A 26,829-nucleotide genomic window follows, 5' to 3' on the forward strand; every position below is an offset into this window, starting at 1 on the left:
TAAACGCCGTTATCACAACAAAAATGGCGGTAAGATTTATTTGCCATCACGCTGATTGATTTACAACAAAACTCTCACTTTGCTTGATTACTGATTCTTTATGACGATAATCAACAAAGGTGAGAAGGAAACCCAATATGACTGACCAAGACTTTTTTTCGGTATACCACGCACTGACAATTAACATCGAGCCGTTAGCGGCTAACTTTCGTTTGCCTTCTCAGATCGATTTTGAGGCGGAAATCCCCGCACCTTTTGTTGTGGCCAGTGAGTTTAGTCAACTTGATCAATTAAATGATGCTGCGCGGCTCGAACTCAAAAACAGCGATTTTAAACACGTTATCCAACTGCTAGAAACGCAGAATTCTAAGCTGAATCTGTTGCTGAGCTTTATGCTCGCCCAACAAGATGATCCTGCTCAACGTGCCTCAACCTTGTCGTTCGGTGCCAGTCAATTTACTTATCGAGCCAGAGACGCGCTCGTACTAGGTACACCACTACGCATTAAATTATTCCTAGAGCATCCCGCAGCAGCGATTTATTGTTATGGCGAAGTTATCGATTGTGAAACGGATCCCGACTCCACGATTATTAGCGTCAGATACACTCTCCTGCGTGATAATGACCAAGACCTACTCATTAAAGCTGCGCTTCATTGCCAACAGAAACTGTTGCGTCAACGCTCTTTAGATCGAGAAAAACCATAACGACCCACTCAATAATGATGACAAAAACTGTATTAACACTCCCACATCTGCGTGGTGCTGGGGATAAGAAGCAACTGGGCAATTTACCCGGTGCCAGTCTCGCGCTAACCATCGCTGAATTCGCTAATCGTCACTCAAGCCACACCTTGTTGGCAGTACCCGATCCACAGACAGCATTAAAACTGGTTCAGGAGCTAGAGCAATTCAGTCAAGCCCCGGTCGGCTTATTTCCTGATTGGGAAACCTTACCCTACGATAATTTTTCACCTCATCAAGAGATTATTTCTGATCGCATCGCTCGCTTATATCAGTTGCCCTCTTTAGGAACTGGGATCACTGTTGTCCCGGTCAGTACCTTGTTACAACGCCAGACGCCACGTGATTTCTTACTTCAACACACCTTGATGGTCAAACAAGGGGATCGGTTCTCTTTAGCCAAATTACGCGTTCAGTTAGAAAACTCCGGTTATCGTCATGTAGATCAGGTGTTTGGGCCGGGAGAATACGCCAGTCGTGGGTCGATCCTGGATCTCTTCCCTATGGGCAGTAATTCCCCTTATCGAATTGATTTTTTTGATGATGAAATTGACACGATTCGAATTTTTGACCCAGAAAATCAACGCTCTATTCAGCAAATCGATCAAATTCGCCTACTTCCTGCTCATGAATTTCCGACCACCGAGCAAGCCATAGAAGCATTTCGTGCCCGTTTTCGGCAACGATTTGATGCCCGTCGTGAGCCTGAATCTATCTATATGCAGGTTTCTAAAGGCACATGGCCTGCGGGGATTGAATATTGGCAACCGCTATTTTTTGAACATACCGAAACACTGTTTGATTATCTCCCAGATCATAGTCAATTAATTTTATTAGGTCAGGTTGAAAGCGCCATTGACCAATTTCTCGCTGATGTCGCGTATCGTTATGATCAACGGAATATAGATCCGTTACGCCCATTGCTAGCGCCTGACGAATTGTGGTTAAAAAAAGACGATTTATTCGCGCGCGCCAAATATTTTGCTCAGTTACAACTGTCCATCGACCCGATTCCAGAAAAGGCCGGTAGAAGTAACTTAGCCATTACCGCACTGCCTGATTTAGCGATTCAACAGCAAAATAAAGAACCCCTCGCCGCCTTACGTCAATTTAGCGAGCAATTTACCGGTAAGATTATTTTCTCGGTTGAGTCTGAAGGACGACGCGAAGCGCTACTCGAGCTATTACAGCGAATTAAGTTACGCCCTACCGCATTCGCTTCTTTTGATGACGCTTGGCAAAGTTCAGAGCGATTGGCTTTGGTGATCGGCGCTGCCGAACGTGGTGCGATTTTCACTGATCCATCTCTCGCCTTGATTTGTGAAGCCGATTTACTCGGAGCACGGGTGGTTCAACGTCGAAAGAAAGAACGTAAATCCACCAATAGTGATGCGGTGATCCGCCATCTTGCCGAGTTAAAACCGGGACAGCCCGTAGTGCATATCGACCATGGTATTGGACGTTACTTAGGCTTACAAACCCTCGAAGCAGGAGGCATTACTACCGAATACGTTACGCTTGAATATCAAAATGAAGCCAAGCTGTATGTTCCCGTTTCATCACTGAACTTAATTAGCCGTTATTCCGGAGGTGCAGAAGAATCCGCGCCACTCCATAAACTGGGAGGAGAAAGCTGGGTTAAAGCACGCAAGAAAGCGGCGGAAAAAGTCCGCGATGTCGCTGCCGAACTGCTTGATGTCTACGCTAAACGCGAACTGAAACCAGGGTATCCCTTCCGTTTGGATCGTGACCAATACGCCACCTTTAAAGCCACCTTTCCCTTTGAAGAAACCGACGATCAAGCCATGGCGATCAATGCGGTACTGTCGGACATGTGTCAAGCCAAAGCGATGGATCGACTCGTCTGCGGCGATGTTGGTTTCGGTAAAACTGAGGTCGCGATGCGCGCTGCTTTTGTTTGTACCGATAACAATAAACAAGTGGCTATTTTAGTACCCACAACTTTATTAGCTCAGCAACATTTTGAAAATTTCCGCGACCGTTTTGCCAATTTACCGATCCGTGTCGAGGTACTATCACGCTTTAAATCAGCCAAAGAACAAAAGCAGATCATGCAAGATGTTGCCCAAGGCAAAGTCGATATTGTCGTGGGAACACACAAGCTCCTCTCCAGTGATCTCATCTTTGCCGATTTAGGGCTATTAATCGTTGATGAAGAACACCGCTTTGGGGTTCGTCAGAAAGAAAAAGTCAAAGCCATGCGTGCCGATGTAGATATTTTAACGTTAACGGCCACACCGATTCCACGCACACTGAATATGGCAATGAGTGGTATGCGCGATTTATCGATCATTGCAACACCGCCTGCTCGTCGCTTGGCGATTAAAACCTTTGTCCGTCAACATGAGGACAGTGTTGTTCGAGAATCGGTTCTAAGGGAGATCATGCGTGGTGGTCAAGTTTACTTTTTACACAACCAAGTCGAAAGCATCGAGAAAGTTGCTGCCGATTTGGAAGCGCTTATCCCTGAAGCTCGTGTCACCGTCGCCCACGGACAATTACGTGAGCGTGAACTCGAACAAATCATGAATGATTTTTATCATCAGCGTTACAACGTACTGGTGTGTACCACTATCATTGAAACGGGGATAGATGTACCCACCGCCAATACCATTATCATTAATCGCGCCGATACTCTTGGATTGGCTCAATTACACCAATTACGCGGACGAGTAGGTCGCTCTCACCACCAGGCGTATGCTTATTTATTAACACCGCATCCCAAAGCGATGACCAAAGATGCGATTAAACGCTTAGAGGCCATTGCTTCGCTTGAAGATCTCGGCGCAGGATTTACCTTAGCAACCCACGACTTAGAAATTCGCGGAGCGGGTGAGTTACTCGGCGATGAGCAGAGTGGTCAGATCCAATCGATTGGTTTTAGCTTATACATGGAGATGCTAGAACAAGCGGTTGAAGCCTTAAAATCGGGTAAAGAGCCATCATTGGATGATCTACTGCGTGAACAAAGTGAAGTCGAGCTACGAATCCCAGCTCTGCTGCCTGATGATTATATCCCTGATATCAACAGCCGTTTATCACTCTATAAACAAATCGCCAGTGTCGCCGATGATACTGAATTGGCTGAACTTAAAGTCGAATTAATCGATCGATTTGGTAAACTGCCGGATGCAGCCTTGAATCTGTTGACTATTGCCCAACTGAAACTCAACGCCGCCGCACTGAAAATTCGTAAAATCGAAGCGCATGAAAAAGGCGGGTATATTGAGTTCTACCCTAACGCTGACATTAATCCGATGTTTTTGGTTAAACTACTTCATGCACAACCGAAACAATTTGCGATGGAAGGTCCGACTAAATTGAAGTTTATCCTTCCACTGGTTGATAGAAGAGAAAGAATTCAATTTGTTACAGACATGCTGCAAGAATTCCAGCACAATCTACTACCTGCTGCCTAATATGGTAGGCTCAATAGAATCAAATACGTGCCCAGCACATTGACGGAGTCATAATGAAAAAACTGATCCCACTACTGCTTTTGCTCGTTGCCATGCCCAGCCTAGCGCAGCGACAATTCGATATTGAAGTGATCATCTTCCAACGTGCAATTGACGCGGAGAAAACGCAAGAGTCATGGCCAGATACGTTGCCTGAGATTAATCTCTCGCGTGCAGGCAACCTAAGTGATGCCCAATATCGACAAAGTAAAGGCGTACGTATGCTCTCTCAATCGGACTATCAACTGACTGATCAAGCTCAGCGTTTACGCAATCATGCCGGCTTTCAAGTATTATTACATACTGCTTGGCGTCAAGGGGATCAAGGACGAGCATCCGCTCCCGTTTTTCATATTCAAGCGGGGAAAGACTACTCAACCCTGTTTAATCCTGACGGCAGTGAACGAGTCGCACAAACTGAGCAATACCGCCCAATTGATGACGTAGTTGAACAGACCATCACCCCACCGCTGTATGAGCTTGATGGCACCCTACAAATTTATGTCCAGCACTTTCTGTTTGCCGAAGCTAATTTTGACTTAAAAAAACCGAGTGTGCGTGAAGTTATCCTTCAAGATCCCTCGCTGGACTTAGATGAACTCAACCAAGATACACGCACCAATGTACAAGATGGGCACCTCATTGCCATATCGCCAACGATGGAAAAACAATCTTTTTTGAAAAGTTATCGCCTCGATCAAAAACGCCGCATGCGCAGTGGCGAAACCCATTATTTGGACCACCCTCTTATGGGCATGATTATCCAAGTTCGCCGAGTTCAATAATCCTATCCAACGCCCTATATGGGCGTTGGGTCTTTATATGGTCTGATATTATACGCAAACAACTTGGAGTTGAAGGTAGGCGGCAAGTGAGTGAGGCCCTATGAGTATAGACCGGTTATGTGATTGGGATGAACGAACATAGCCAACGCCCCTGCAGCTTCAAATAGGAAGGGTATAGATTGTTAAATCATCAGGAAACGAAGCGAGAATAGGACCGTCTCCCATGAACCCAGAATTTGTGATCAATACTCAGCGTTTGCAATTACGCCTTTTATCGGTTGATGAAGCGGTCGAATTTGCAAGACTTATTCAACACTCGCCCTCCTTACATCGATGGATTGATTGGTGTCATGCCCACTTTAACCAACAAGAGGCTGAACGATTTATTCTGGCAACACGATTAAACTGGATAAAAGCTGACGCCTATGGCTTTGCGGTGATCGATAAAGCAACGCAGCAAATCGTTGGTATGGTCGCGATTAATGAGTTTTCTACCACGTTTAATATGGCGAGTTTAGGCTATTGGATAGGAGACGATCATCAACAACAAGGGTTCGGGAAAGAAGCACTAGCTGCGTTGATAGAGTGGAGTTTTGCCCAGCTCAAACTGACTCGCTTAGAAATTATCTGTGACCCTAGCAATATTCCTAGTCAACAGCTCGCTCAAGCGTGCGAAGCGAAGCAAGAATGCCTTGCCCAAAATCGGTTTATTTTTCATGGTCAACCAAAAGCAGGACTGGTTTTTTCAATTATTCCAGAGCCAATCTCAAGTGGTTCACATCAGTACAGTAATCAATATCAGTTAAAACAATAAAATAAGTCCTGCTAAGCATACTCTCTATCTCAATGATATAGATTGACTCTGTAGCATAAGCCACCGATCACCAGATACTTTAAAAGCACCAACGTAATCAACATGACTGACTCAGTTATAATGTTATTGAAAATTGATCGATGTCAATCACACATCAATAAAAATAACCATGCGATGTTAATATGACATCTAACTGTTAGCATATTGAGCTCGATGATTAAACAGAGCTACTTATGTCCAAAGCGATCGATCAAGTTGTGCTTAACATAGCATTGAACTTAAGTTCCAACCTATCTAGTCAGCAACAATATCAATGTATGATTGATGGCGTCGCTTGCGTTTTTCCTTGCGACGCGGCCGCACTATTTGTTTTTGATCACGATGAATTTTTAACACCTGTCGCGGTAAAAGGCTTATCAACGAGTGTCTTGGGTCAACGCTATTTTCCTAAAGTGCACCCTCGTTTAGAACAAATTCTACATAGCCAACAAACCGTCCGCTTTGATGCCAATTGTCCATTACCCGATCCTTTTGATGGTGCTTTACTCAATGAACAGCCCTCACTCACCGTGCATGATTGCTTAGGGCGTAGCCTTTATGTTGATGGCCAGTTAGTCGGAGCGTTAACGATGGACTCACTGACCATCGGCGCTTTTGATCATCTTGACCCTATAATGATCGACACCTTCGCGGCACTGACCGCGGCCACCTTACGCAACATCGCTCAATTAAAAGCACTTAAAGCACAGAATAAAAAACAAAGCACCATCACCCAAACGTTGATTCAGCAAGCCCGCTCACAACAAGGTGAGATGGTCGGTCTTAGCCCACAAATCCAGCAACTTCGTCAGCAAATCGCTATCGTCGCCCCCTCAGACTATGCAGTATTGATTTTGGGTGAGACAGGAACCGGTAAAGAATTAGTCGCCCATCAAGTGCACGCTCAATCTCATCGTCGTGACCATCCGATGATTTATGTCAATTGCGCAGCATTACCCGAAAGCCTAGCGGAAAGTGAGTTGTTTGGTCATGTCAAAGGCGCCTTCACTGGTGCAAATCAGCACCGAGCGGGTAAATTTGAACTTGCAGATGGGGGAACACTGTTTCTCGACGAAGTCGGCGAATTGCCGTTAATCCTGCAAGCCAAATTGCTCCGTGTGATTCAGCAAGGAGAACTACAACGTGTTGGCAGTGATAAACACCTTTTGGTTAATGTCCGGATCATTGCAGCCAGCAACCGTAATTTAGCTCAAGAAGTCGCAGAGGGGCATTTTCGTGCGGATTTATTTCACCGCCTCAATGTTTTTCCCATAACGGTCCCCCCATTGAGAATACGTGAAGGGGATATTCCTGTACTGGCTGGTTACTTACTCGAAAAAGTACGTCACCAATTCAATACCCCAAATTTACATGTTCACCCCAGGCTGCTCAGTCAATTAGAAAGCTTGCCTTGGTATGGTAACGTGCGTGAACTGGAACATGCACTAACGCGAGCAGCACTTCATGCTATTCAGCAAGCTCATACGACGATTAATATCGACCATTTTGATATTTTACCCCACCGTTCGGATGTGAAAACAACATCAAGCTTTTTTCCTCTCCATCCAAAATCGATGCGCGAGCTGGTAGAAGTGTATCAAAAGCTCTTAATTGAACATGCATTAAGACAATCGGATGGAGTTTGGTCAAAGGCCGCCGATTTTCTGCATATGGATCGCGGTAATCTGTACCGAATGGGGAAAAAACTCGGTGTAGGCTCAAAATAGACCACTAAGCAGATGTCAATATCACATCCTGTCGGTGTCTTTTTTACATCAACCACAGTCCACTAGTTTGATTTTCCACTTTAAAATCAACAAATTACAAGTTGGCATAAATTCTGCTCTTCGGTAAAGGATTCTACCTTTAGCCCTTCCCTAGACATGAACTGTTTAGGGTTAACACACCGGAGATTTATTATGTTCTGTATTCAATGTGAACAGACTATCCAGACGCCAACCATAAAAGGCTGCTCATTTACGCAAGGTATGTGTGGCAAGACCGCGGAAGTTTCTGACTTACAAGACATCTTGGTCTATACATTGCAAGGCGTTTCATTTTGGGCAAACCAAGCCTACTCGTTCAATATCATTGACGATGAGATCAATCAATGGGCTCCTAAAGCTTTCTTTGCTACCTTAACCAATGTCAATTTCGATCCACAGCGTATTCTTGAGCTGACTCATCTAGCTGCAGAATATCAAGTGCGCTTAAAGGCACAAGTGCTGGCGGCCAGCCAACTCACTAACCAACCTATCACACCTCTACCCGCCGTTGCCCAATTTGAATTACCTGATTCGGTTGAGGCAATTTTAACTCTCGCACCACAAGTGGCGGTTAATCGGGGTAAAGAGATGCTTCACGAGGATGTGATTGGCTTACGTTTATTGTGTTTATATGGCTTAAAAGGCGCAGCTGCCTACATGGAGCATGCGCGTGTACTTGGTCAAACCAGCAACGATATCTACGCCCAATATCATGACATTATGGCTTGGCTTGGTACCGAACCTGACGACCTCTCAGAGCTACTCGATTGTTCAATGAAGATTGGCTTGATGAATTATAAAGTCATGGAGATGCTTGATCTCGGTGAAACGGACACATTCGGCCATCCACAGCCAACCGCTGTTAATGTTAAACCTATCAAGGGGAAGTGTATTCTAGTCTCTGGTCACGATTTACATGATCTAGAAAAAATCCTGCAACAAACGGTCGGTAAAGGCATTAATATTTATACCAATGGTGAAATGCTGCCTGCCCACGGCTACCCTGAGCTTAATAAACACCCTCACTTGGTTGGCAACTATGGCAGTGCTTGGCAAAACCAACAAAAAGAATTCGCTAATTTCCCTGGAGCGATTGTTATGACCTCCAACTGTTTACTCAACCCAAATGTAGGCCAATACGCTGAGCGCTTATTCACCCGCAGTATCGTTGGCTGGCCGGATGTTGCACATATCGAAGGTGACGATTTTAATCAGGTAATTGAGTGTGCATTAAACCAATCTGGTTTCCTGCATGACGAGATAGAGCAGATGATCACCGTTGGCTTTGGTCGCAATGCGCTCATGAATGCGGCTCCAGCCGTCATCGATCAAGTTAAACAGGGTAATATCAAACACTTTTTCCTAGTCGGTGGTTGTGATGGCGATAAAGCTGAACGCAGCTACTATAGCGACTTCACCGCTGCAGCGCCTGACGATACTTTAATCCTCACTCTTGCCTGCGGTAAATTCCGTTTTAATAAAAACCAGTTTGGCGACATCAATGGTATCCCTCGTTTATTGGATGTGGGCCAATGTAATGATGCTTACTCAGCCATTCAGTTGGCCTTGGCACTGGCAAAAGAGTTTGATTGCGATATCAACGAACTGCCTCTAACACTCGTGCTTTCTTGGTTTGAGCAAAAAGCGATAGTGATCCTATTGACCTTGTTCGCACTCGGTGTGAAAGGGATCTACACCGGTCCAACAGCTCCTGCATTTTTAACCGATAATCTACTCACTATTCTTCAAGATAAGTTCGATATGCGTAGCATTGGCAACGTAGCAGAAGACTTAAAAACGATTTTGGCCGCTTAAAATTTAATGCCCTCTTATGAGGGCATTAAATTTGATGATAGTAGGAGAGAATATTATGTATTTTAAATGGCAGGGTCAAACGCCAGTCACACTGCACTGCATCGATAAATTCTTTGAAACTGAAGATACGGTTTCTCTTCGCTTCGGTGAACCGAGCGAATCGTTACTGTTTGATTTTAAACCGGGACAATTTATCAATCTTGGAGTTAAGATAGCAGGAAAGATGGAATTTAGAGCTTATTCAATCAGTTCGTTGAACGCAGAGAATTACCTCCAAATTACCGTTAAACGTGTAGATGGCGGTAAAGTATCGAATTTTTTGATTGATCAATTACAGGTGACAGGTACTGTCCAAGCACTTCCTCCGACAGGTGATTTTAATTGTATTGATCATCCACCGAAAATTCACGATGGGCAAAGTAAAGTACTACTTATCAGTGCAGGATGTGGGATCACCCCTGTCATGGCTATGATAAAATATTGGCTTCACCATGCGATGGAGATTGATATTGAGTTTTTGCACATTGCTCGTTCCCCCGAACAAACCCTCTACTTTGATACATTGGCAACCTATCACACCTTGTACGACAATTTTCATCTGAAATTGTTGTTAAAAGACGCAAAGAACAGTGGCTATCCGCAAGGAAAAATTGATATACACTGGCTGAAAACCCTAGTGCCAGATATGCATTCACGTAATATCTATTTGTGTGGCCCCGATAAATTCATGCGAGATATTGAAGGTTACTTACTCAAACTCGGCTTTGATATGGCTAATTTTTATCAAGAAAGTTTTAGTCCAATTCAAACTCAAAAACCTCTGATCTCAGACACCGAGGTCAAGGTTGGCGTGGCTAACTTTGCTCAAACCATCAAGGCTCAGAAAGGACAATTGCTTGCTGATGTACTTGAAAATGCAGGAGTCCCTCTGATCATCGCTTGCCGCAGCGGTATTTGTGGCTCTTGTAAATGTAAAATTAGTAAAGGTCGTGTAACGACTTTGAATCAAACTGCATTAACCGCGAAAGAAATCGAGGAAGGTTATATTTTGACTTGTTCTTCTACCATAGAGTCAGATATAGAAATCAATCTTAATTAAAAATAAATTATTCATAACTGAAGTGAAAAAAGTCGCGTACTTAGCCATATCAATGGCAGATAAATCATCTAAATGTTCTTATCCTTATAAAAACAAACCGCTCACGGTTAAGTGAGCGGTATTCAGAGTTTTATGCTTCGGTTTTTTTATTTAATTAGTGCAGTTTAAGATTCGGCCTAAGCACTCTGTTGATTCGTCCAACCAACATCATTAGCCCTGTTTTAAAAATACCATGCAAGGCCATTTGATGCATACGGTATAAAGAAATGTACACCACACGCGCAATACGCCCTTCAACCATCATTGAACCTTTGGTTAAGTTGCCCATTAAGCTGCCTACAGTAGAAAAACGGCTTAGTGACACTAAAGAGCCATGATCTTTGTAGATGTAAGGCTTTAATTCTCGGCCATTCAGTTTAGCAACAATATTTTTGAACGCTTGTGACGCCATTTGATGGGCGGCTTGAGCGCGTGGCGGAACAAACTTACCATCCGCCTGTGTACACTGGGCCAAATCACCAATCACAAAAATATCATCATCACGAGTCGTCTGAAGGGTATCCTTGACGACTAACTGGTTAATACGGTTGGTTTCTAAGCCTGCGATGTCTTTCATAAAATCAGGCGCTTTAATGCCTGCAGCCCAAACCATGATCGTCGCCAAGATTTTTTCGCCCTCTTTGGTGGTTAAGCCATCTTTCTCAGCTTTAGTAACCATCGTCGTGGTGCGAACATTGACCCCTAATTTAGTCAGCTCGCTATGCGCGGCGGCAGAAATGCGCGGTGGCAATGCAGGCAAAATACGCTCGCCCGCTTCAATTAAATTGACATTAAGTTTACTGGAATCTAAATCACCAAAGCCGTAGCTGTGTAATTCTTTCACCGCATTATGCAATTCAGCGGATAATTCAACACCTGTCGCTCCAGCACCCACAATCGCAATATCAACCGTTCCCTGACCATTTTTAGCATGTAGCTTTAAAAATTCATTATTCATTTCGGTACGGAAACGATGTGCTTGCTCTGGGCTATCTAGGAAAATACAGTGCTCTTTTACTCCAGGTGTGTTGAAATCATTAGATTTAGAGCCAATCGCTAAGACTAGAAGATCATATTCCAGTTCTCGTTTTGGCATCAATAACTCATCATGTTCATCTCTCAGTTCACTCAGCGTGATCCGCTTTGTCTCACGGTCAATTGCTTCTAGACTACCAAGTTGAAACTCAAAACAGTGATTTTTAGCATGGGCACGGTAACTCAATGCATCAACGCCTTCATCTAAAGATCCAGTGGCGACTTCATGGAGCAATGGCTTCCATAGATGGCTGGAATTACGATCCACTAAGGTGATGTTAGCGCGATTCTTTCGCCCTAACGTTCGACCGAGCTTAGTGGCTAGCTCTAGTCCACCGGCACCTCCACCGACAACAATAATACGTGTCACAATAACTATCCTCAAACAAATGGTAACAATCAGGGATCAGCACGACGAGTCACACTGAGAAAATTAGTCATACAGTTGTAAAGTCTATAGAGGTTTGCTGTTTATCACTTTTGAATAAAGGCGATGAATCAAATTGAGCTCTATTGGCAAGTTATTTATCTTGCTCTTCGTTTTTTGATGCTCATCAAGCTTTCTGAGCTGAAGGCCATTATATAGCGCTAAAATAGTGACGCAACCCTAGATTTTCATCGTTGTCGTCACCGCTATCGCTCAGTTAATCAGTCGGTATCTTGATTATTGATCGGAGTAATCATTTACAAAATTTCCCAACATAGCCATCAAAAAAAAGACCCTACCATAAATTATGATAGGGTCTTGATTCAATTCGAGAAGTATCGTGCTAGCGAAAACTTCCCATTAACTCAGCTTACTTTTTCTTTGCTGGTTTTTGGTCATCTTTTTTCTTGATAACGGTCGTGCCTTCGAAGGTTTCACCTTCAACGAAAGCTTTACCGTAATAAGCACAAAGAAGGACTTCTTTAAGCTCAGAAATCAGTGGGTAACGTGGGTTCGCGCCTGTACATTGGTCATCGAACGAACGAACTGACAAATCATCAATTTTAGCTAGGAAGTCAGCTTCATTAACGCCCGCAGCTTGAATCGATAATGGAATATCGAGTTCTTTCTTCAGCTCTTCTAACCAAGTTAATAAACGCTCAATTTTCTGTGCTGTACGGTCGCCTGCTTGGCTTAAACCAAGATGGTCAGCAACTTCTGCGTAACGACGGCGAGCCTGTGGACGGTCGTATTGAGAGAATGCTGTTTGCTTAGTTGGGTTATCGTTCGCGTTATAACGTACAACGTTAGAAATCAATAGCGCGTTAGCAAGGCCATGTGGTAAATGGAACTCAGCGCCAATGTTGTGAGCCATTGAGTGACATACCCCAAGGAAGGCGTTAGCAAAAGCAATACCAGCAATCGTTGCAGCGTTGTGCACTTTTTCACGAGCGATTGGGTCTGCAGCGCCATTTTTGTAGCTTGATGGTAGATACTCTTTCAGCATCTTCAGTGCTTGCAGAGCTTGACCGTCTGAGTACTCATTCGCCAATACAGAAACATAAGCTTCTAGAGCGTGAGTTACCGCATCGTAACCACCAAAGGCTGTTAGTGATTTTGGCATATTCATCACTAGGTTAGCATCAACGATCGCCATATGAGGGGTCAATTCGTAATCCGCTAGTGGGTACTTAGCACCCGTTTTGTCATCGGTTACTACCGCAAATGGTGTAACTTCTGAACCTGTACCAGACGTTGTAGTGATACACACTAACTCTGCTTTTTTGCCCATTTTCGGGAACTTGTAAATACGTTTACGGATGTCCATAAAGCGCATAGCAAGCTCTTCGAAGTGAGTTTCTGGATGCTCGTACATCACCCACATGATCTTCGCAGCATCCATTGGTGAACCACCACCAAGAGCAAGAATCACATCAGGTTGGAAGCTTTGCATCGCTTCGGCACCTTTCTTAACTACAGATAGCGTTGGATCTGCTTCCACGTCAAAGAACGTTTGTACTTCCATACCCAATGCTTTGAGCATGCTAACCAATTCGTCAGTGTAACCGTTATTGAATAGGAAACGGTCTGTTACTAAGAAGGCACGTTTTTTACCTTCAAGATCGCTCAGTGCGATTGGCAAGCTACCACGACGGAAGTAGATTGATTTAGGGAGTTTGTGCCACAACATATTTTCAGCTCGCTTAGCAACAGTTTTCTTGTTGATTAGGTGCTTAGGACCCACGTTCTCAGAGATAGAGTTACCACCCCAAGAACCACAGCCCAGAGTCAAAGACGGTGCTACGTTAAAGTTGTACAAATCACCAATACCACCGTGAGTGGTTGGAATATTGATCAAAATACGAGCCGTTTTCATTTTGTCACCGAAGTAACGAATACGGTCTGCATTAATATCTTGGTTGGTGTATAAACCTGAGGTATGACCGATACCACCAATCTCAACCATTCGAACCGCTTGCTCTACGGCATTTTCGAAAGAAGAAGCACGGAACATGCCTAGTGTTGGCGATAGTTTCTCATGAGCAAACTCGTCATCGTAAGACACTTCACCGATACCTTCACCGACTAGAATTTTGGTATCCGCTGGTACTTTAACACCCGCCATTTCAGCAATCGCTGTCGCTGGTTGACCAACGATTTTCGCGTTTAACGCACCATCGATCAGGAGGACTTTGCGTACTTTATCTGCATCGGCTTTACTTAATACGTGAGCTTTATGAGTCGCGAAACGCTCTTTCACTTCATCGTAAACTTCATCCATAACGATAACCGCTTGCTCAGAAGCACAAACCACACCGTTATCAAACGTTTTTGACATTAAAACTGAAGCGACTGCGCGTTTAATATCCGCAGTTTCATCGATTACAACAGGCACGTTACCGGCACCAACACCGATAGCTGGTTTACCAGAAGAGTAAGCCGCTTTCACCATGCCTGGACCACCAGTAGCAAGGATTAGCGCAATACCATCGTGCTTCATTAAGGCGTTAGAAAGCTCAACTGAAGGTTGGTCAATCCAACCGATAATGTCTTTCGGTGCACCAGCAGCTACCGCTGCATCAAGAACGAGTTTCGCTGCGTCATTGGTTGAATTTTTCGCACGTGGGTGTGGCGAGAAGATAATACCGTTACGCGTTTTTAAAGAGATGAGTGATTTGAAAATCGCGGTTGAAGTCGGGTTAGTCGTTGGGACAATACCACAGATGATACCAACAGGCTCAGCAATCGTCATCGTGCCTAGACTTTCGTCTTCTTCAAGGACACCACAGGTTTTTTCATCTTTGTATTTGTTATAGATAAACTCTGAAGCAAAGTGGTTTTTAATCACTTTATCTTCAACAATACCCATGCCTGATTCTGCTACCGCTTGTTGCGCGAGAGGAATACGGGCTTGGTTTGCGGCTAAAGATGCTGCACGGAAAATTTTATCAACTTGCTCTTGAGAGTAAGTTGCAAATTCTGCTTGTGCCGCTTTAACGCGAGCCACAAGAGCATCAAGTTCAGCCAAATTAGTTACCGGCATAGTGAATCTCCTAAAATAGAAAAATGTTAAAAACTCTTTATTAAGCTTGCTGTCTCTCAGTTTTATTTTGGTCTCACAATAGCTTAAGTAACGACAGACTTAGTAAATTGCTTTCAGAACTGAGTATAATCTTTCACGGTTTGAAAAAAATTGACTCAGATCAGTTCTCAAAAACTAAATAGCACCGCCCAAGAAACACAGCCAGAAAAAAACACATAAGAAGTTGAATTAACAAAGAAAAACAACAAATTAACACATGATTAAAAAAGAGGCTATCAAACACAATAAACTAGAAAAAGTACAACATTTTGTAAAAAAGTTTCATTTTTGTACAACATTACCATTTGTAGCCAATGTTTTATGTGCCAGTTTGAGTATATAGACTCTTCAGCAACTCTCCAACCCCTGGGCTTTTTTTTACAGAAACTGTGTGGATGTTAACAAATCATCATTAAAAACCTATCTCGACCACATTATTTGTAACAGTGCATTATCACAATGATCCCATGATTAGTTTTTCTTAATCATGATGAGAGCCATGAACTAGTTTTTTTCATTCGTGATTTTGTTTCGATTAACATACATTATCTTAGCCTATCTACTTTACTCATCGTCAGAGACTGTTTTAATGCATTTTGAACTCGCCATTTTCCTGCAATTTTTTCTAGGACTGGTTGCCGCGGTTAACCCGGTTGGCATCATGCCTATTTTTGTGTCTTTAACCAGCCATATGACATTGGAAGAAAAGAACAAAACTGCAGCCACGGCCAATATTGCTGTCGCCGTGATCTTAATTACCGCCTTACTTGCAGGGCAAGTTCTACTCGATATGTTCAGTATCTCACTGGATTCATTCCGAGTGGCAGGTGGTTTGCTGTTACTGAGCATTGCTTTTTCAATGATGAGCGGAAAACTGGGTGAGGATAAACAAAACAAGCAAGAAAAATCAGAATACATCAGTCGAGAACAGATTGGTGTTGTTCCACTGGCGATGCCTTTAATGGCGGGACCTGGTGCAATCAGTTCAACCATCGTCTATAGCTCACGCTATCCAAGTATGTTTGATACGATAGGCATTGCCTTAACTATTGTGGTTTTTAGTCTGGGTTCTTGGTTGCTGTTTCGCTCCGCTCCTTACATCGTGCGTTTACTTGGCCAAACGGGTATTAACGTCATTACTCGGATCATGGGACTGATTCTTGGCGCACTTGGTATAGAGTTTATTGCTAACGGTTTGCGTAATTTATTCCCTGGTTTGGCCTAACGGGAATCACTGAACATCAATCAAAAAACATAAAAAAAGCGAAAGCACATAGGCGCTTTCGCTTGACGAAGTATGGTTTGATGACTTAACGCTGGCTTATTGTTTCTCTGCCAGAATAATTCGTAATGTACGACGAAGTGGCTCGGCCGCTCCCCATAACAACTGATCGCCAACGGTAAAGGCATTCAAGAAATCATCCCCCATCGACATTTTGCGCAAACGTCCAACCGGGATCGATAGCGTTCCGGTGACTTTCGCCGGGCTCAAATCACGCGCAGTGATATCGCGTTCATTAGGAACAACTTTCACCCATTGGTTATGAGAGGCAATAATCTCTTCAATTTCATCAAGTGGGATATTTTGTTTCAATTTAATCGTCAGCGCTTGTGAGTGACAACGCATCGCACCAATGCGCACACAAGTACCATCAATTGGGATCGGGGTATTCTGTAAGCCCAAAATTTTGTTGGCTTCAACGCCAGCTTTCCACTCTTCTTTACTTTGTCCGTTGTCACGTTTGACATCAATCCATGGAATCAATGAACCTGCGAGAGGTACACCAAATTGATCAGTGGGAAACGACGCTGAACGCATGGTTTCTGCTACTTTTTGATCAATATCTAGAATCGAGCTCGAAGGATTGGCTAATTCCGAACTAACCGCATCGTTAATCACACCCATTTGTGAAATTAATTCACGCATGTTTTGTGCACCTGCCCCAGAGGCTGCCTGATAAGTCATTGCACTGGTCCATTCAACCAAGCCTTTTTCATACAAGCCACCCAATCCCATGAGCATTAAACTAACCGTGCAGTTACCACCCACAAATGTGGTTGTTCCTTGATGAATACCTTGCTGAATCTGCGCTAAATTGACAGGATCGAGGGTGATAATCGCTTCAGGATCCATTCGTAGCGTAGAAGCCGCATCAATCCAATACCCTTTCCATCCCGCTTGGCGCAAAGCAGGATAAACCTTTTCCGTATAGGCACCACCTTGACAAGTGATGATGGCATCTAACTGCTTCAAACTGTCAATATCATAGGCATCTTGCAGCATTCCAGCGTCTTTCCCCAAGTTAGGGGCTGCAATACCAATTTGTGACGTACTGTAGAATACTGGCTCAATGACATCGAAATCTCTTTCTTCGACCATGCGCTGCATTAATACAGAGCCAACCATGCCACGCCAACCGACTAAACCTACTCTCATCGCACTACTTCTCCGTGTGTTCAAATAAAAACCTCATCTATCACTCCTAGCGGCAATGATAGAATGTCATGTTATCTACTGTGCTTTATCGTCGATTTAAGTTCAACCCCTGAAAAAGTCTAACTTGGCGTTTTTTAGTGTTTATTAATTAAAACTTCACTTAATCACTCACACCTTGCAACACAATAATTTCATGCTACAAACTGTTTCATTTCATTAATTTTTCGAAAAAACAACATTTAACACTACAGTAATGTTTTTAACTGATACAAATCACAACAACTCGCTTTAAGTTCGATATGTGACAACATTTCATGTAAAGTCGCAGCCAAATAATAAGGATGCTTACCTCTCCTTGGTAATATCATCGAACTCGAGGTTCTAAACATGACACAAGCCCCCACACGCTTACCCAGTTTGTTACAAGTTATTGTCGCACTGGGGCTGTTTTTATTATTAGCATTTTCTTTTACCGCTCAACTTGATTTACCCATTCAACTAGCACTTTATATTGGCTGGTTTATCATTATGGGATTAGGGGTTCGCCTAGGACACCAGTATAAAGAGCTAGAAAAAGCCGCGTTGACCGGTATCTCTAACGGCTTAGGAGCGGTATTAATTCTGCTTGCCGTCGGCGCTTTAGTCGGTACTTGGATTGCTGGCGGCATCGTACCAACCATTATCTATTATGGCCTACAGGCCATTCACCCTTCTATTTTCCTGCTTGCCACGATGGTGATCTGCTCTTTAACAGCATTGGCTACAGGGACATCTTGGGGGGCAGCGGGTACAGCTGGGATTGCGATGATGGGCATCGGTCAGGGTCTTGGCGTTCCTGCTCCCGTCACCGCTGGCGCAGTATTATCGGGCTGTTATTTTGGCGATAAAATGTCGCCACTGTCTGATTCGGTGATTCTGGCGTCTTCAATGTCGAACGTCGAAGTGATGGAACACATTAAAGGCATGCTACCGATTGCTCTGATCAGTTATGTGATTACCGGCATCATGTTTACCCTATTTGGTTTTCATTACGCGGGTAACGTCGATATGTCACAAGTGCAGTCGGTCATCACCGCAATGGAAACCCAGTTTTATATTACCCCTTACTCTTTCATTCCTGTACTGATTGTCCTTGGTTTACTCGCCTTGCGTATGCCTTCGTTTCCTGTGATTAGCTTTGGTTCATTGTTAGGTATTATCTGGGCAGTCATGATCCAAGAAGTCGATTTCTTACCCGCCTTTAATACTGCTTGGGCTCCATTTAGCATTACCTCGGGAGTTGATTTTATTGACTCAATTCTCAACCGAGGCGGTATGTCTTCGATGTTGGGATCCGTTGCAGTGATCATCTTTGGTCTCGGCTTTGGTGGCTTATTGGATAAAGTCGGCGTACTCGAAACGATTGCCAAATTATTTGAGCGCCGCGTCACCAATAGCGGTTCATTAGCAACCAGTACCATTGGTACGGCTTTTATGGGCAACGTATTTGGTTCCGCGATGTATGTTTCACTTATCCTGACACCAAAAATTTGTGCCAAAAATTATGACCGATTAGGCTATCAACGTAAAAATTTGTCACGTAATGCCGAGTTTGGTGGCACGCTAACGTCTGGAATGGTGCCTTGGAGTGATAATGGTATCTATATGGCCAGTATCTTAGGCGTCGCAACCTTATCTTATGCGCCATTCATGTGGCTAAGCTTTGTTTGCATTATTGTCACAATTTTTACCTCTTATATGGGATGGTTTGTCGACAAATGTGAGCCAACTGCGACGGCGAATGAGGTGTTAACTGACGAAGAGGTTGTGGTTCAACATCAATCGGTTTAAGGCTGCTGTCACTAATGCCCCAAAAAAACAAGGAGCACATTATGTGCTCCTTGTTTTTAGCGGTATCGACAGCTCACTCTATCAATACATAAGCAAACCAATACTCATCAGATGGTTAACCCTTTCGGGTTAGCTGATCGCGTAAATTTGGTGGCGTACCTTTAATGGTTAATGTATCCGTTTCCGGATCATAAAAGACACGTTCCCCCATTAACAAGCTATCAAAGCTGATGTTCAATCCACCACCAGCCCCTACATACTTGGTGAGTTTGCGTACCGTTGCGCGATCACCAGGAAAGCTTTCTTCCAGTTGGTAACCATGCTCACGAGTAAATTCCAAGAAGCTGGTCCCTTCATGACTGGCAGGTAATTCACTGGATAGCTCTTTAACTTGAACTTCATCGCCGGATTTGATCTGATCATTGCAGTAGTCATAGACCTGTTTTTTGTAGCTAATCGCTTCTTCTTTTTCAAGTTTGGCATCACTACAAAAGTCTTCTACCGCTTGCATCAATACTTGATTTTGCTGTTTCGGATCAAGTCCGACTTCCGCTTGTAAAAAATCCAAGAAAAAATCAGACACTTTACGCCCGACTCGCCCTTTAATATAAGACAGATAGCGATTAGAAGATTTATCCGTTTCAAAGCTCGACAAGTCGACCCGCGCAGCAATATCCATTTTATTGATATCAAGGTAATCGGTAGCGCTGATGTCTAAACCCTCTGTCACTTTTAAGCTTTGATTGAGCGGTAATAAACCAATAAACAAATAGTGAGTCGCTAAAGATTGGTATTCCGCCAACACCAAAATACCTTCGTCAGCAAAAGGATACTTAATCAACTCTTGTTTAAGACGCTCGGCGCTTTGTTGTGAGAAAGTGTAAAAGTCTTGTTCTCCTTTTCGCAACGCCTGTAACCAGCGTTGTACATCACTGTCCGCTTTAAAAGAGCCAAAGCCCTTTCCCGCTTTTGCATTAAACACGCGATGTAACTCAGAAACTAAGTTTTCGGTTGAGGTATCATTATCAAGCGATTGAGTTCGGTAATTAACCATTAACTCATCGTTATCGTTTTTGCATAATTGATGCAAAATGACATTGGAAAGGTGCAAACTCATAGTGAAATAATCATCGTACTGGTTTCAGTTGTCAGGCATAGTAGGTTATCATAAGCCGCTTTTACTATCATCTATAGAGTCTTTATGCCTATTACATCGAAATACAGTAACGAACAAGTTGAAACTATCCTAACCGAAATCGCTGCCGTGCTTGATAAACATAATGCGTCTTCGGAACTCACATTAATGATTGCCGGCAATATGGCGACTAATGTGCTTAACCAACATGTGGCAGCGGCCCAACGTAAAGTGATCGCAGAGAAGTTTGCTCAAGCTTTGACCTCTTCTCTAGAAAAATAATTTTACTGACCGAGCGGATAATAGAAAAATTCATGGTAGATAGCGGAAATACATATGGTGAACGAGTCTCACGTTTAGTGAGCTGGGGGCATTGGTTTGCTTTCTTCAATATCATTGCAGCGATGCTGATTGGTACCCGTTACATCACTCAAACACCTTGGCCAGATACTTTTTTGGGACAACTCTATTTAACTGTCTCTTGGGTAGGCCATTTCAGTTTTCTGGTTTTTGCTCTCTATTTACTGATTCTTTTTCCGCTCACCTTTTTAATCCCATCACGGCGACTGTTTCGTTTTTTTGCGGTCTGTTTTGCTGCCTTGGGATTAACCGTACTATTGATCGACACTCAGACTTATCAAACCATTAATCTACACCTAACACCTGTTGTCTGGGAGCTGATGTTCAGTGACGAAAGTACGGTTAGCGCTGATCTACAACATCTTTTTGTCGTGCTACCCCTAATTTTCCTCGTGCAATTGGCGCTCTCTGAATGGGTATGGCGTAAACAACGTAAACTGTCGCATAAACGAATTGGTCGCCCAATTGCAGCCGTCTTCTTTTTCAGCTTTATTGCTAGCCATTTAATTTATGTCTGGTCGGACGCTTATTTCTATTCTCCGGTCACCAGCCAAAAGTCAAACTTCCCTCTTTCTTATCCGATGACAGCAAAGTCATTCATGGAAAAACATGGCCTGTTGGATAGAGACGAATATTTAAAACGGCTACAAGAAAGCCAATACAACGTCGATTTAGTGCGCTACCCATTAGAAAAAATTGAGTTTGGTCGTCGTCCTAATCAACTCAATATCCTAGTAGTGAGTGTCGATAACTTACGTGCCGATGTGCTAAATGAATCGCTGATGCCAAACACTCATCAGTTTGCGGAAAAAGCATTAACCTTTAGCAATCATTACAGCTCAAGTAACGACATGTATGGTATTTTTGGGCTCTTTTATGGTCTACCAAGCAGTTATGCCAGTAGCATTAAAGTGCAAGGCACCTTACCAGTACTGATTGATGTATTAAAAAATCAAAACTATCAGTTTGGTCTATTTAGTAGCGATAACTTCTCTGAACCTCTGTTTCAAGAGTCGGTTTTCCGTGGACTCCCGTTAGTGAAAATACCGTTTGCAGAGACACCAAGCGTTGATCAACAAACGATTAGTCATTGGTCTCAATGGGCGCAGCAAACTCATTCACCTTGGTTTAGCTTCATTGAACTGACCACGGTTGATAAATTTAATCAGTTGCTTCCGCACGATAAACAAGCCACTACAACGGATAGATTTCGTCACAGCTACCATCATTCGGTGACTCAAGCTGATCTTGAGTTGGCTACTTTGTTTGATGAGCTGAAAACCTTAGCTTTACTCGATAATACTATTGTGGTCATCACGTCTAATCACGGCACCGAGTTTAATGAGACCAGAAGTAACAGCTGGGGCGCTAACAGCAATTTCAGTCGTTACCAACTTCAAGTACCCATGGTTATCTATTGGCCTGGTAAAGTACCGGCTGTCTTTACTCATCGTACTAGCCACTTAGATTTTTCCGTCACTTTACTGCAAGATCTACTCGGGGTATCGTCTAATCCCAGTGATTTTAGTAGCGGCAAAAACTTGTTTAACGAGAATAAAAGACGTTGGATTTTAGCCGGAGATACTCGCGAGCTTGCTCTCATTTCTGATCAGCAAACGACGGTCATCGATAAATTCGGTAACTTTAAACTCTATGATGAACACTATCAAAGACTGACTAACGAGAATCCTACGCTACCCATTTTGATGCAAGGTTTAACCGAATTGCAGCGTTTTTATTCAAAAGATAATTAAATCATGGCGTTAAACGTTTTTATGCTTGACGCTGTAATCAAAAGTCAGTAAATTACGCGCATCGGACTGTAGCGCAGCTTGGTAGCGCACCGTCATGGGGTGTCGGGGGTCGGAGGTTCAAATCCTCTCAGTCCGACCAAACACCTAGAAAAAGAGAGCTTCGGCTCTCTTTTTTGTTTTTACTGCTGAATACACCTGAGCTTAAGATCCTCCCTCAATTTTAGACCTTAGCCGTATCCTACATTACTGTTTTATCCGCCTATTGATTCACCGACATATTTGCCTCTTCTCATCGTTGCAATCACTAAAAGCTATCCAAGATAAATAACTGACCGACTAAAAAACCTGATTTTCATACATATCCATACAAACGATGACGCATTCAGACGGTGTCTGATCATAAAAACCTGTAGATTCCACTATTGATAAAACAAATGGCAAAACAACAACTATTTGTGAATCATTTCAACTTTTCTCATCAATTCGCAAGACTTGATCGGCATTAGAGCCGTCTTAAGGCTTGTCAAAAACTCTTTATCCTTAATGAGTTAACTTTATATAGGCTGCTTATTGTGAAACCTGGAAAAACTGGCCTCTCACGCCTCATTGACGCGACGGGCTATTCGATAAAAGGGCTAAAAGCCGCATGGCTTTACGAAGCGGCTTTTCGTCAAGAACTACTCGCCTGTGTTGTATTGATAATGAGCACTTTCTTCATGTCTGTTTCAAATATTGAACGAATCTTACTTATTTCTAGCTTACTTCTGGTACTGACAGTTGAGCTGATAAATTCAGCAATTGAAGCTGTCGTTGATCGTATTGGAGATGAGTGGCATGAATTAAGCGGACGAGCCAAAGATATTGGTTCTGCTGCCGTCTTTATCAGTTTATTACTGGCTGGTTTCGTCTGGCTTTCTATTTTAGTGAAATAATCATGAATAACATCAAGTCTCTGCTTAAAAAACAAATCTCGTACCATACTTTTACTTTATTTATTGCACTTTACTTTGCAACGATAATTAATCTTCCAGTTTATAAATCGTTATTTACTATCATTAATAATCTTGAAAGCGTTAAAATAGGTTTTATTATTTCTATTCCACTGTTTTTCTTGGCAGTTTTAAATTTTCTCTTTCAATTGTTTAGTTGGCCTTGGTTGAGTAAACCTTTTTTCATCATTCTATTATTGCTGTCATCGCTAGTCAGCTATGCAGGATACAATTACGGCACCATATTTGATACAACGATGATCGCCAATATTATAGAAACAGATAGTAGTGAAGCAGGATCTTATCTTAGTGGTTACTCTATCTTATGGACACTCATTATTGGCGTAATACCAGCCATTATTATTGCCAAAATCCGCTTAACGCTAGGCGGCTCATTCTTTAATCTGATAATAAAGAAACTAATCAGTTTATTAGTTTCGCTTTGTATTATTTCTCTTATCGCTGTATTTTATTATCAAGATTATGTTTCTGTTGGTAGAAACAATTCCTATCTCAATAAAATTATTATTCCGACACATTTTATTTATAGTACAGTAAAGTATTTAAATAATAATTACTTTATTACCCCCCTACCGTATCGAGAAATAGGCCAAGATGCGCAACAATCTGCTCAGGCTATAAAAAGTGCCGAGACTAAACCGACTCTTGTTGTTTTCATCATGGGTGAAACGGCGCGATCTCAAAACTATCAATTAAATGGTTATCCACGAAAAACCAACGCCTATACCGATGAACTGCCTATCATTTCATTCCAAGATGTTAGTTCATGCGGTACTGCGACCGCAGTATCTGTTCCTTGTTTATTCTCTTCAATGACACGCTCCAATTTTGACCGTCAAAAAGCGGATAACCAAGATAATGCTCTCGATATTTTAAAACGTGCAGGCATATCATTATTATGGAAAGAGAATGATGGTGGTGATAAAGAGGTGGCTAAAAACATTGACATTATCACTATTGATAGAACAGAAAACAACGAACTCTGTAATGGTAAAACCTGCTACGATATGGCTCTTCTGGAAAACTTTGAACAAGATTTAGAAAACATGCAGGGTAATCGATTAATCTCATTACATCTCATTGGAAGTCATGGACCAACTTATTTTCAACGCTATCCTGATGACAAAGCGGCATTTATGCCTGACTGCCCACGCGCTGATATTGAAAACTGTTCAGTAGAGCAAATCGTTAATTCTTATGATAATACGATTTTATACACCGATTATGTTTTACGCCAAACCATTGATAAGCTTAAAGCATTAGAAAAAAGCTATCATACTGCATTAATCTATGTTTCTGATCATGGTGAATCATTAGGAGAAAATGGGATATTTTTACATGGAATGCCTTATCGTTTAGCGCCTGAATATCAAACTAAAGTTCCACTAATGGTATGGATGTCACCTAGTTTTCAACACATTAAAAATATTAATTATGATTGTCTTCAAGAATCAGCAAATAAAATTGGAATGTACTCTCATGATAATATATTCCATTCTCTATTGGGAATTATGGATGTTAACACCGAAGTCTATCAGCCAGAACTCGACATATTTGAATCATGTAGAACATCACTTTGAATAATTTAGTAAAAAATAATATTCATATTCAAACTACTGGTTTTTTAACTGGCGATTTAATCGAAAGATATTAAATTTTCATACAAACCCCTATCATCATATCTATGACTAGATGATAGGGGTTTTTAATAATTAAGCTAACTGAGGCAAAGTTAATTTTGCAATTTCAAAATAGATAATCAAACCAGTTCCATCCACTAATGTTGCAATAAAAGGGGCAGATACAACCGCTGGATCAATATTCAAGCGACGTAATACCATTGGAATAATTGAAGAAACTAAAGCACTCCATAGTACAATCGCTAAAATAGTTAGCGTTACAACTAAACCTATTTCAAAACCGACGCCAAGTGACCAAGCACGGATCCAAGCGGCAACGGCCATTGCTGCGGCAATTAAAGTTCCTGTTGATAATTCTTTCCGTAATACTGTCCCTAAATTACGTAAACTGACTTCACCAACCGCCATTGCGCGAATAATAGTTGTAGTAATTTGTGTTCCACTATTACCACCAGTACCAATTAATAATGGAATAAAAAAGGCTAACGCAATTGCCGCTTCAAGTTGTTCTTCAAACGCTCGTAGCACCGTTCCGGTATAGGCTTCAGCAACAAAAAGTACTAATAACCATACAATACGTTTTTTCCATAACTCCCAAGGTGTAGTGTCTAAATAGCTACCATCAAGAGGAATCGTACCGCCTTGCATTTCAGCATCTTCTGTTGTTTCTTTTTCCAGAATCGCAGCAGCATCTTCTAGATAGAAAAAACCCACTAATTTGCCTTCATAAACGACAGGAAGTACTGGAACATTATGTTCAAGAAGCAAACGGGCTGCATTCTCTTGATCAACCATCGCATCAATCACGAGCTTATTTTGTTCAACCATCATCATTAGCGACTGTTCTGATGAAGCAACCAATAATGCTTTAGGACTAATTTCTCCTAATAATGCCCCTTGTTCGTTCACAACGTACATGTTGTGTAATAAGTTTGGCATATCCCAAGCTTCATAAAGGGTTTGCTTGGCTTGCTCTACCGTTTGAGTAATTTGTAAAGTGATGACATCTGAACGCATATGTCGGCCTACCGATTCATCAGGCCAAAACAAGGCTTCACGATGGTATTTTAAATCGTCTATTGGCATCGCTTCGAGCACAATCTCACGCTCCTGCTCATCGAGGGTACGCATTGCATTCTCAATAAACTTTGGTGCAACTAAAGGCAGTATTTCTTTTAGTTGCTGTGGTGTAATGCACAGTAATAATTCTCCTGTGGCATTGGCCGAAATCGTACTAAATAATTCAGAAACTTCATGATTAGATAATGATTCTAATACAAATTTAATTTCTGAATCAGAAAGTTTAACGAGTTTCTCAACCCATTTTTCACGGTAACGTGGCTGAATTAATTTTCTTGAAAATTCATTCAGTTGCTTAACTTGTGCGGTCTCAATAATTGAGTGCTGAGGAATCCCCTGATGATTTTAAGAAAAATCATCAATTTAAGCTGGATACACATCTTGTCATGTGATCAAATGATTTCGCCAAAAAACAACAACCAGACAACAAGATGTGCGAACTCAATATCCTACACGATTC

At 42.4% G+C, this 26,829-nt stretch carries 18 protein-coding genes and 1 tRNA gene; 14 read left to right on the top strand and 5 right to left on the bottom strand.

Translation table 11 applies throughout. The features are described 5' to 3' along the window. Positions 1-137: 137 nt before the first annotated feature. The 7 genes from FKN93_RS10765 (at position 138) to FKN93_RS10795 (ending at position 10,540) form a co-directional block, all read left to right on the top strand. Positions 138-707 carry a PilZ domain-containing protein gene (locus FKN93_RS10765; protein ID WP_040904201.1) on the top strand — a complete coding sequence of 190 codons (570 nt, stop codon included), beginning with the start codon at positions 138-140 and terminating at the stop codon, positions 705-707. 14 nt (positions 708-721) lie between these two features. After that, positions 722-4,183 carry a transcription-repair coupling factor gene (mfd, locus tag FKN93_RS10770; protein ID WP_170905089.1) on the top strand — a complete coding sequence of 1,154 codons (3,462 nt, stop codon included), beginning with the start codon at positions 722-724 and terminating at the stop codon, positions 4,181-4,183. A 53-nt stretch (positions 4,184-4,236) separates the two neighbouring features. Further along, positions 4,237-5,007 (top strand): peptidoglycan binding protein CsiV, encoded by a 771-nt coding sequence (locus tag FKN93_RS10775; RefSeq protein ID WP_170905090.1) that lies wholly within the window; start codon positions 4,237-4,239, stop codon positions 5,005-5,007. A 223-nt stretch (positions 5,008-5,230) separates the two neighbouring features. Then, positions 5,231-5,821 (top strand): GNAT family N-acetyltransferase, encoded by a 591-nt coding sequence (locus FKN93_RS10780; protein WP_170905091.1) that lies wholly within the window; start codon positions 5,231-5,233, stop codon positions 5,819-5,821. A gap of 233 nt (positions 5,822-6,054) precedes the next feature. After that, a complete protein-coding gene (gene norR, locus FKN93_RS10785) occupies positions 6,055-7,587 on the top strand; it encodes a nitric oxide reductase transcriptional regulator NorR (protein ID WP_170905092.1) in 1,533 nt (510 codons plus the stop codon). Positions 7,588-7,779: 192 nt separating this feature from the next. Beyond that, on the top strand, positions 7,780-9,441 hold the full coding sequence (hcp, locus tag FKN93_RS10790) for a hydroxylamine reductase (protein ID WP_154167546.1): 1,662 nt from the start codon (positions 7,780-7,782) through the stop codon (positions 9,439-9,441). A 55-nt stretch (positions 9,442-9,496) separates the two neighbouring features. After that, positions 9,497-10,540: a hybrid-cluster NAD(P)-dependent oxidoreductase gene (locus tag FKN93_RS10795; protein ID WP_158138636.1), complete on the top strand. Its 1,044-nt coding sequence runs from the start codon at positions 9,497-9,499 to the stop codon at positions 10,538-10,540. Positions 10,541-10,694: 154 nt separating this feature from the next. Here FKN93_RS10795 and FKN93_RS10800 read toward each other — a convergent pair whose 3' ends face one another. Further along, positions 10,695-11,984 carry an NAD(P)/FAD-dependent oxidoreductase gene (locus FKN93_RS10800; RefSeq protein WP_154167540.1) on the bottom strand — a complete coding sequence of 430 codons (1,290 nt, stop codon included), beginning with the start codon at positions 11,982-11,984 and terminating at the stop codon, positions 10,695-10,697. 427 nt (positions 11,985-12,411) lie between these two features. Next, positions 12,412-15,084, bottom strand: a complete 2,673-nt coding sequence (gene adhE, locus FKN93_RS10805) for a bifunctional acetaldehyde-CoA/alcohol dehydrogenase (protein WP_170905093.1) — start codon at positions 15,082-15,084, stop codon at positions 12,412-12,414. Positions 15,085-15,712: 628 nt separating this feature from the next. On the opposite strand from adhE, the gene FKN93_RS10810 reads away from it, so the two are divergent. Then, the gene (locus FKN93_RS10810; RefSeq protein ID WP_004394918.1) at positions 15,713-16,348 is read left to right on the top strand and encodes a YchE family NAAT transporter; all 636 of its coding nucleotides are present in this window, start codon (positions 15,713-15,715) and stop codon (positions 16,346-16,348) included. Positions 16,349-16,444: 96 nt separating this feature from the next. Here FKN93_RS10810 and asd read toward each other — a convergent pair whose 3' ends face one another. Next, positions 16,445-17,560 (bottom strand): aspartate-semialdehyde dehydrogenase, encoded by a 1,116-nt coding sequence (asd, locus tag FKN93_RS10815; RefSeq protein ID WP_110166635.1) that lies wholly within the window; start codon positions 17,558-17,560, stop codon positions 16,445-16,447. 387 nt (positions 17,561-17,947) lie between these two features. Here asd and nhaC point away from each other — a divergent pair, with 387 nt between their 5' ends. Further along, positions 17,948-19,390: a Na+/H+ antiporter NhaC gene (nhaC, locus tag FKN93_RS10820; protein ID WP_072669713.1), complete on the top strand. Its 1,443-nt coding sequence runs from the start codon at positions 17,948-17,950 to the stop codon at positions 19,388-19,390. Positions 19,391-19,505: 115 nt separating this feature from the next. Here nhaC and yejK read toward each other — a convergent pair whose 3' ends face one another. Beyond that, positions 19,506-20,507, bottom strand: coding sequence for a nucleoid-associated protein YejK (gene yejK / locus FKN93_RS10825; protein ID WP_161425128.1), 1,002 nt, complete (start codon positions 20,505-20,507; stop codon positions 19,506-19,508). 84 nt (positions 20,508-20,591) lie between these two features. Here yejK and FKN93_RS10830 point away from each other — a divergent pair, with 84 nt between their 5' ends. The 5 genes from FKN93_RS10830 to FKN93_RS10850 all read left to right on the top strand — a co-directional run bounded on the left by FKN93_RS10830 (position 20,592) and on the right by FKN93_RS10850 (position 25,229). Next, positions 20,592-20,807 (top strand): YejL family protein, encoded by a 216-nt coding sequence (locus FKN93_RS10830; protein WP_004394913.1) that lies wholly within the window; start codon positions 20,592-20,594, stop codon positions 20,805-20,807. A gap of 32 nt (positions 20,808-20,839) precedes the next feature. After that, positions 20,840-22,639: a DUF3413 domain-containing protein gene (locus FKN93_RS10835; protein WP_170905094.1), complete on the top strand. Its 1,800-nt coding sequence runs from the start codon at positions 20,840-20,842 to the stop codon at positions 22,637-22,639. A 62-nt stretch (positions 22,640-22,701) separates the two neighbouring features. Next, positions 22,702-22,778: transfer RNA gene (locus FKN93_RS10840), tRNA-Pro, on the top strand. Between the two features lie 433 nt (positions 22,779-23,211). Continuing rightward, positions 23,212-23,571 (top strand): diacylglycerol kinase, encoded by a 360-nt coding sequence (locus FKN93_RS10845; protein ID WP_040904196.1) that lies wholly within the window; start codon positions 23,212-23,214, stop codon positions 23,569-23,571. 2 nt (positions 23,572-23,573) lie between these two features. Then, on the top strand, positions 23,574-25,229 hold the full coding sequence (locus FKN93_RS10850) for a phosphoethanolamine--lipid A transferase (protein WP_170905095.1): 1,656 nt from the start codon (positions 23,574-23,576) through the stop codon (positions 25,227-25,229). Between the two features lie 132 nt (positions 25,230-25,361). Here FKN93_RS10850 and mgtE read toward each other — a convergent pair whose 3' ends face one another. After that, positions 25,362-26,702, bottom strand: coding sequence for a magnesium transporter (mgtE, locus tag FKN93_RS10855; RefSeq protein ID WP_170905096.1), 1,341 nt, complete (start codon positions 26,700-26,702; stop codon positions 25,362-25,364). Positions 26,703-26,829 lie beyond the last annotated feature (127 nt).

The organism is Vibrio sp. A8-1 (genome assembly GCF_013048685.1).
GTDB classification, from domain to species: Bacteria; Pseudomonadota; Gammaproteobacteria; order Enterobacterales; family Vibrionaceae; genus Vibrio; species Vibrio metschnikovii.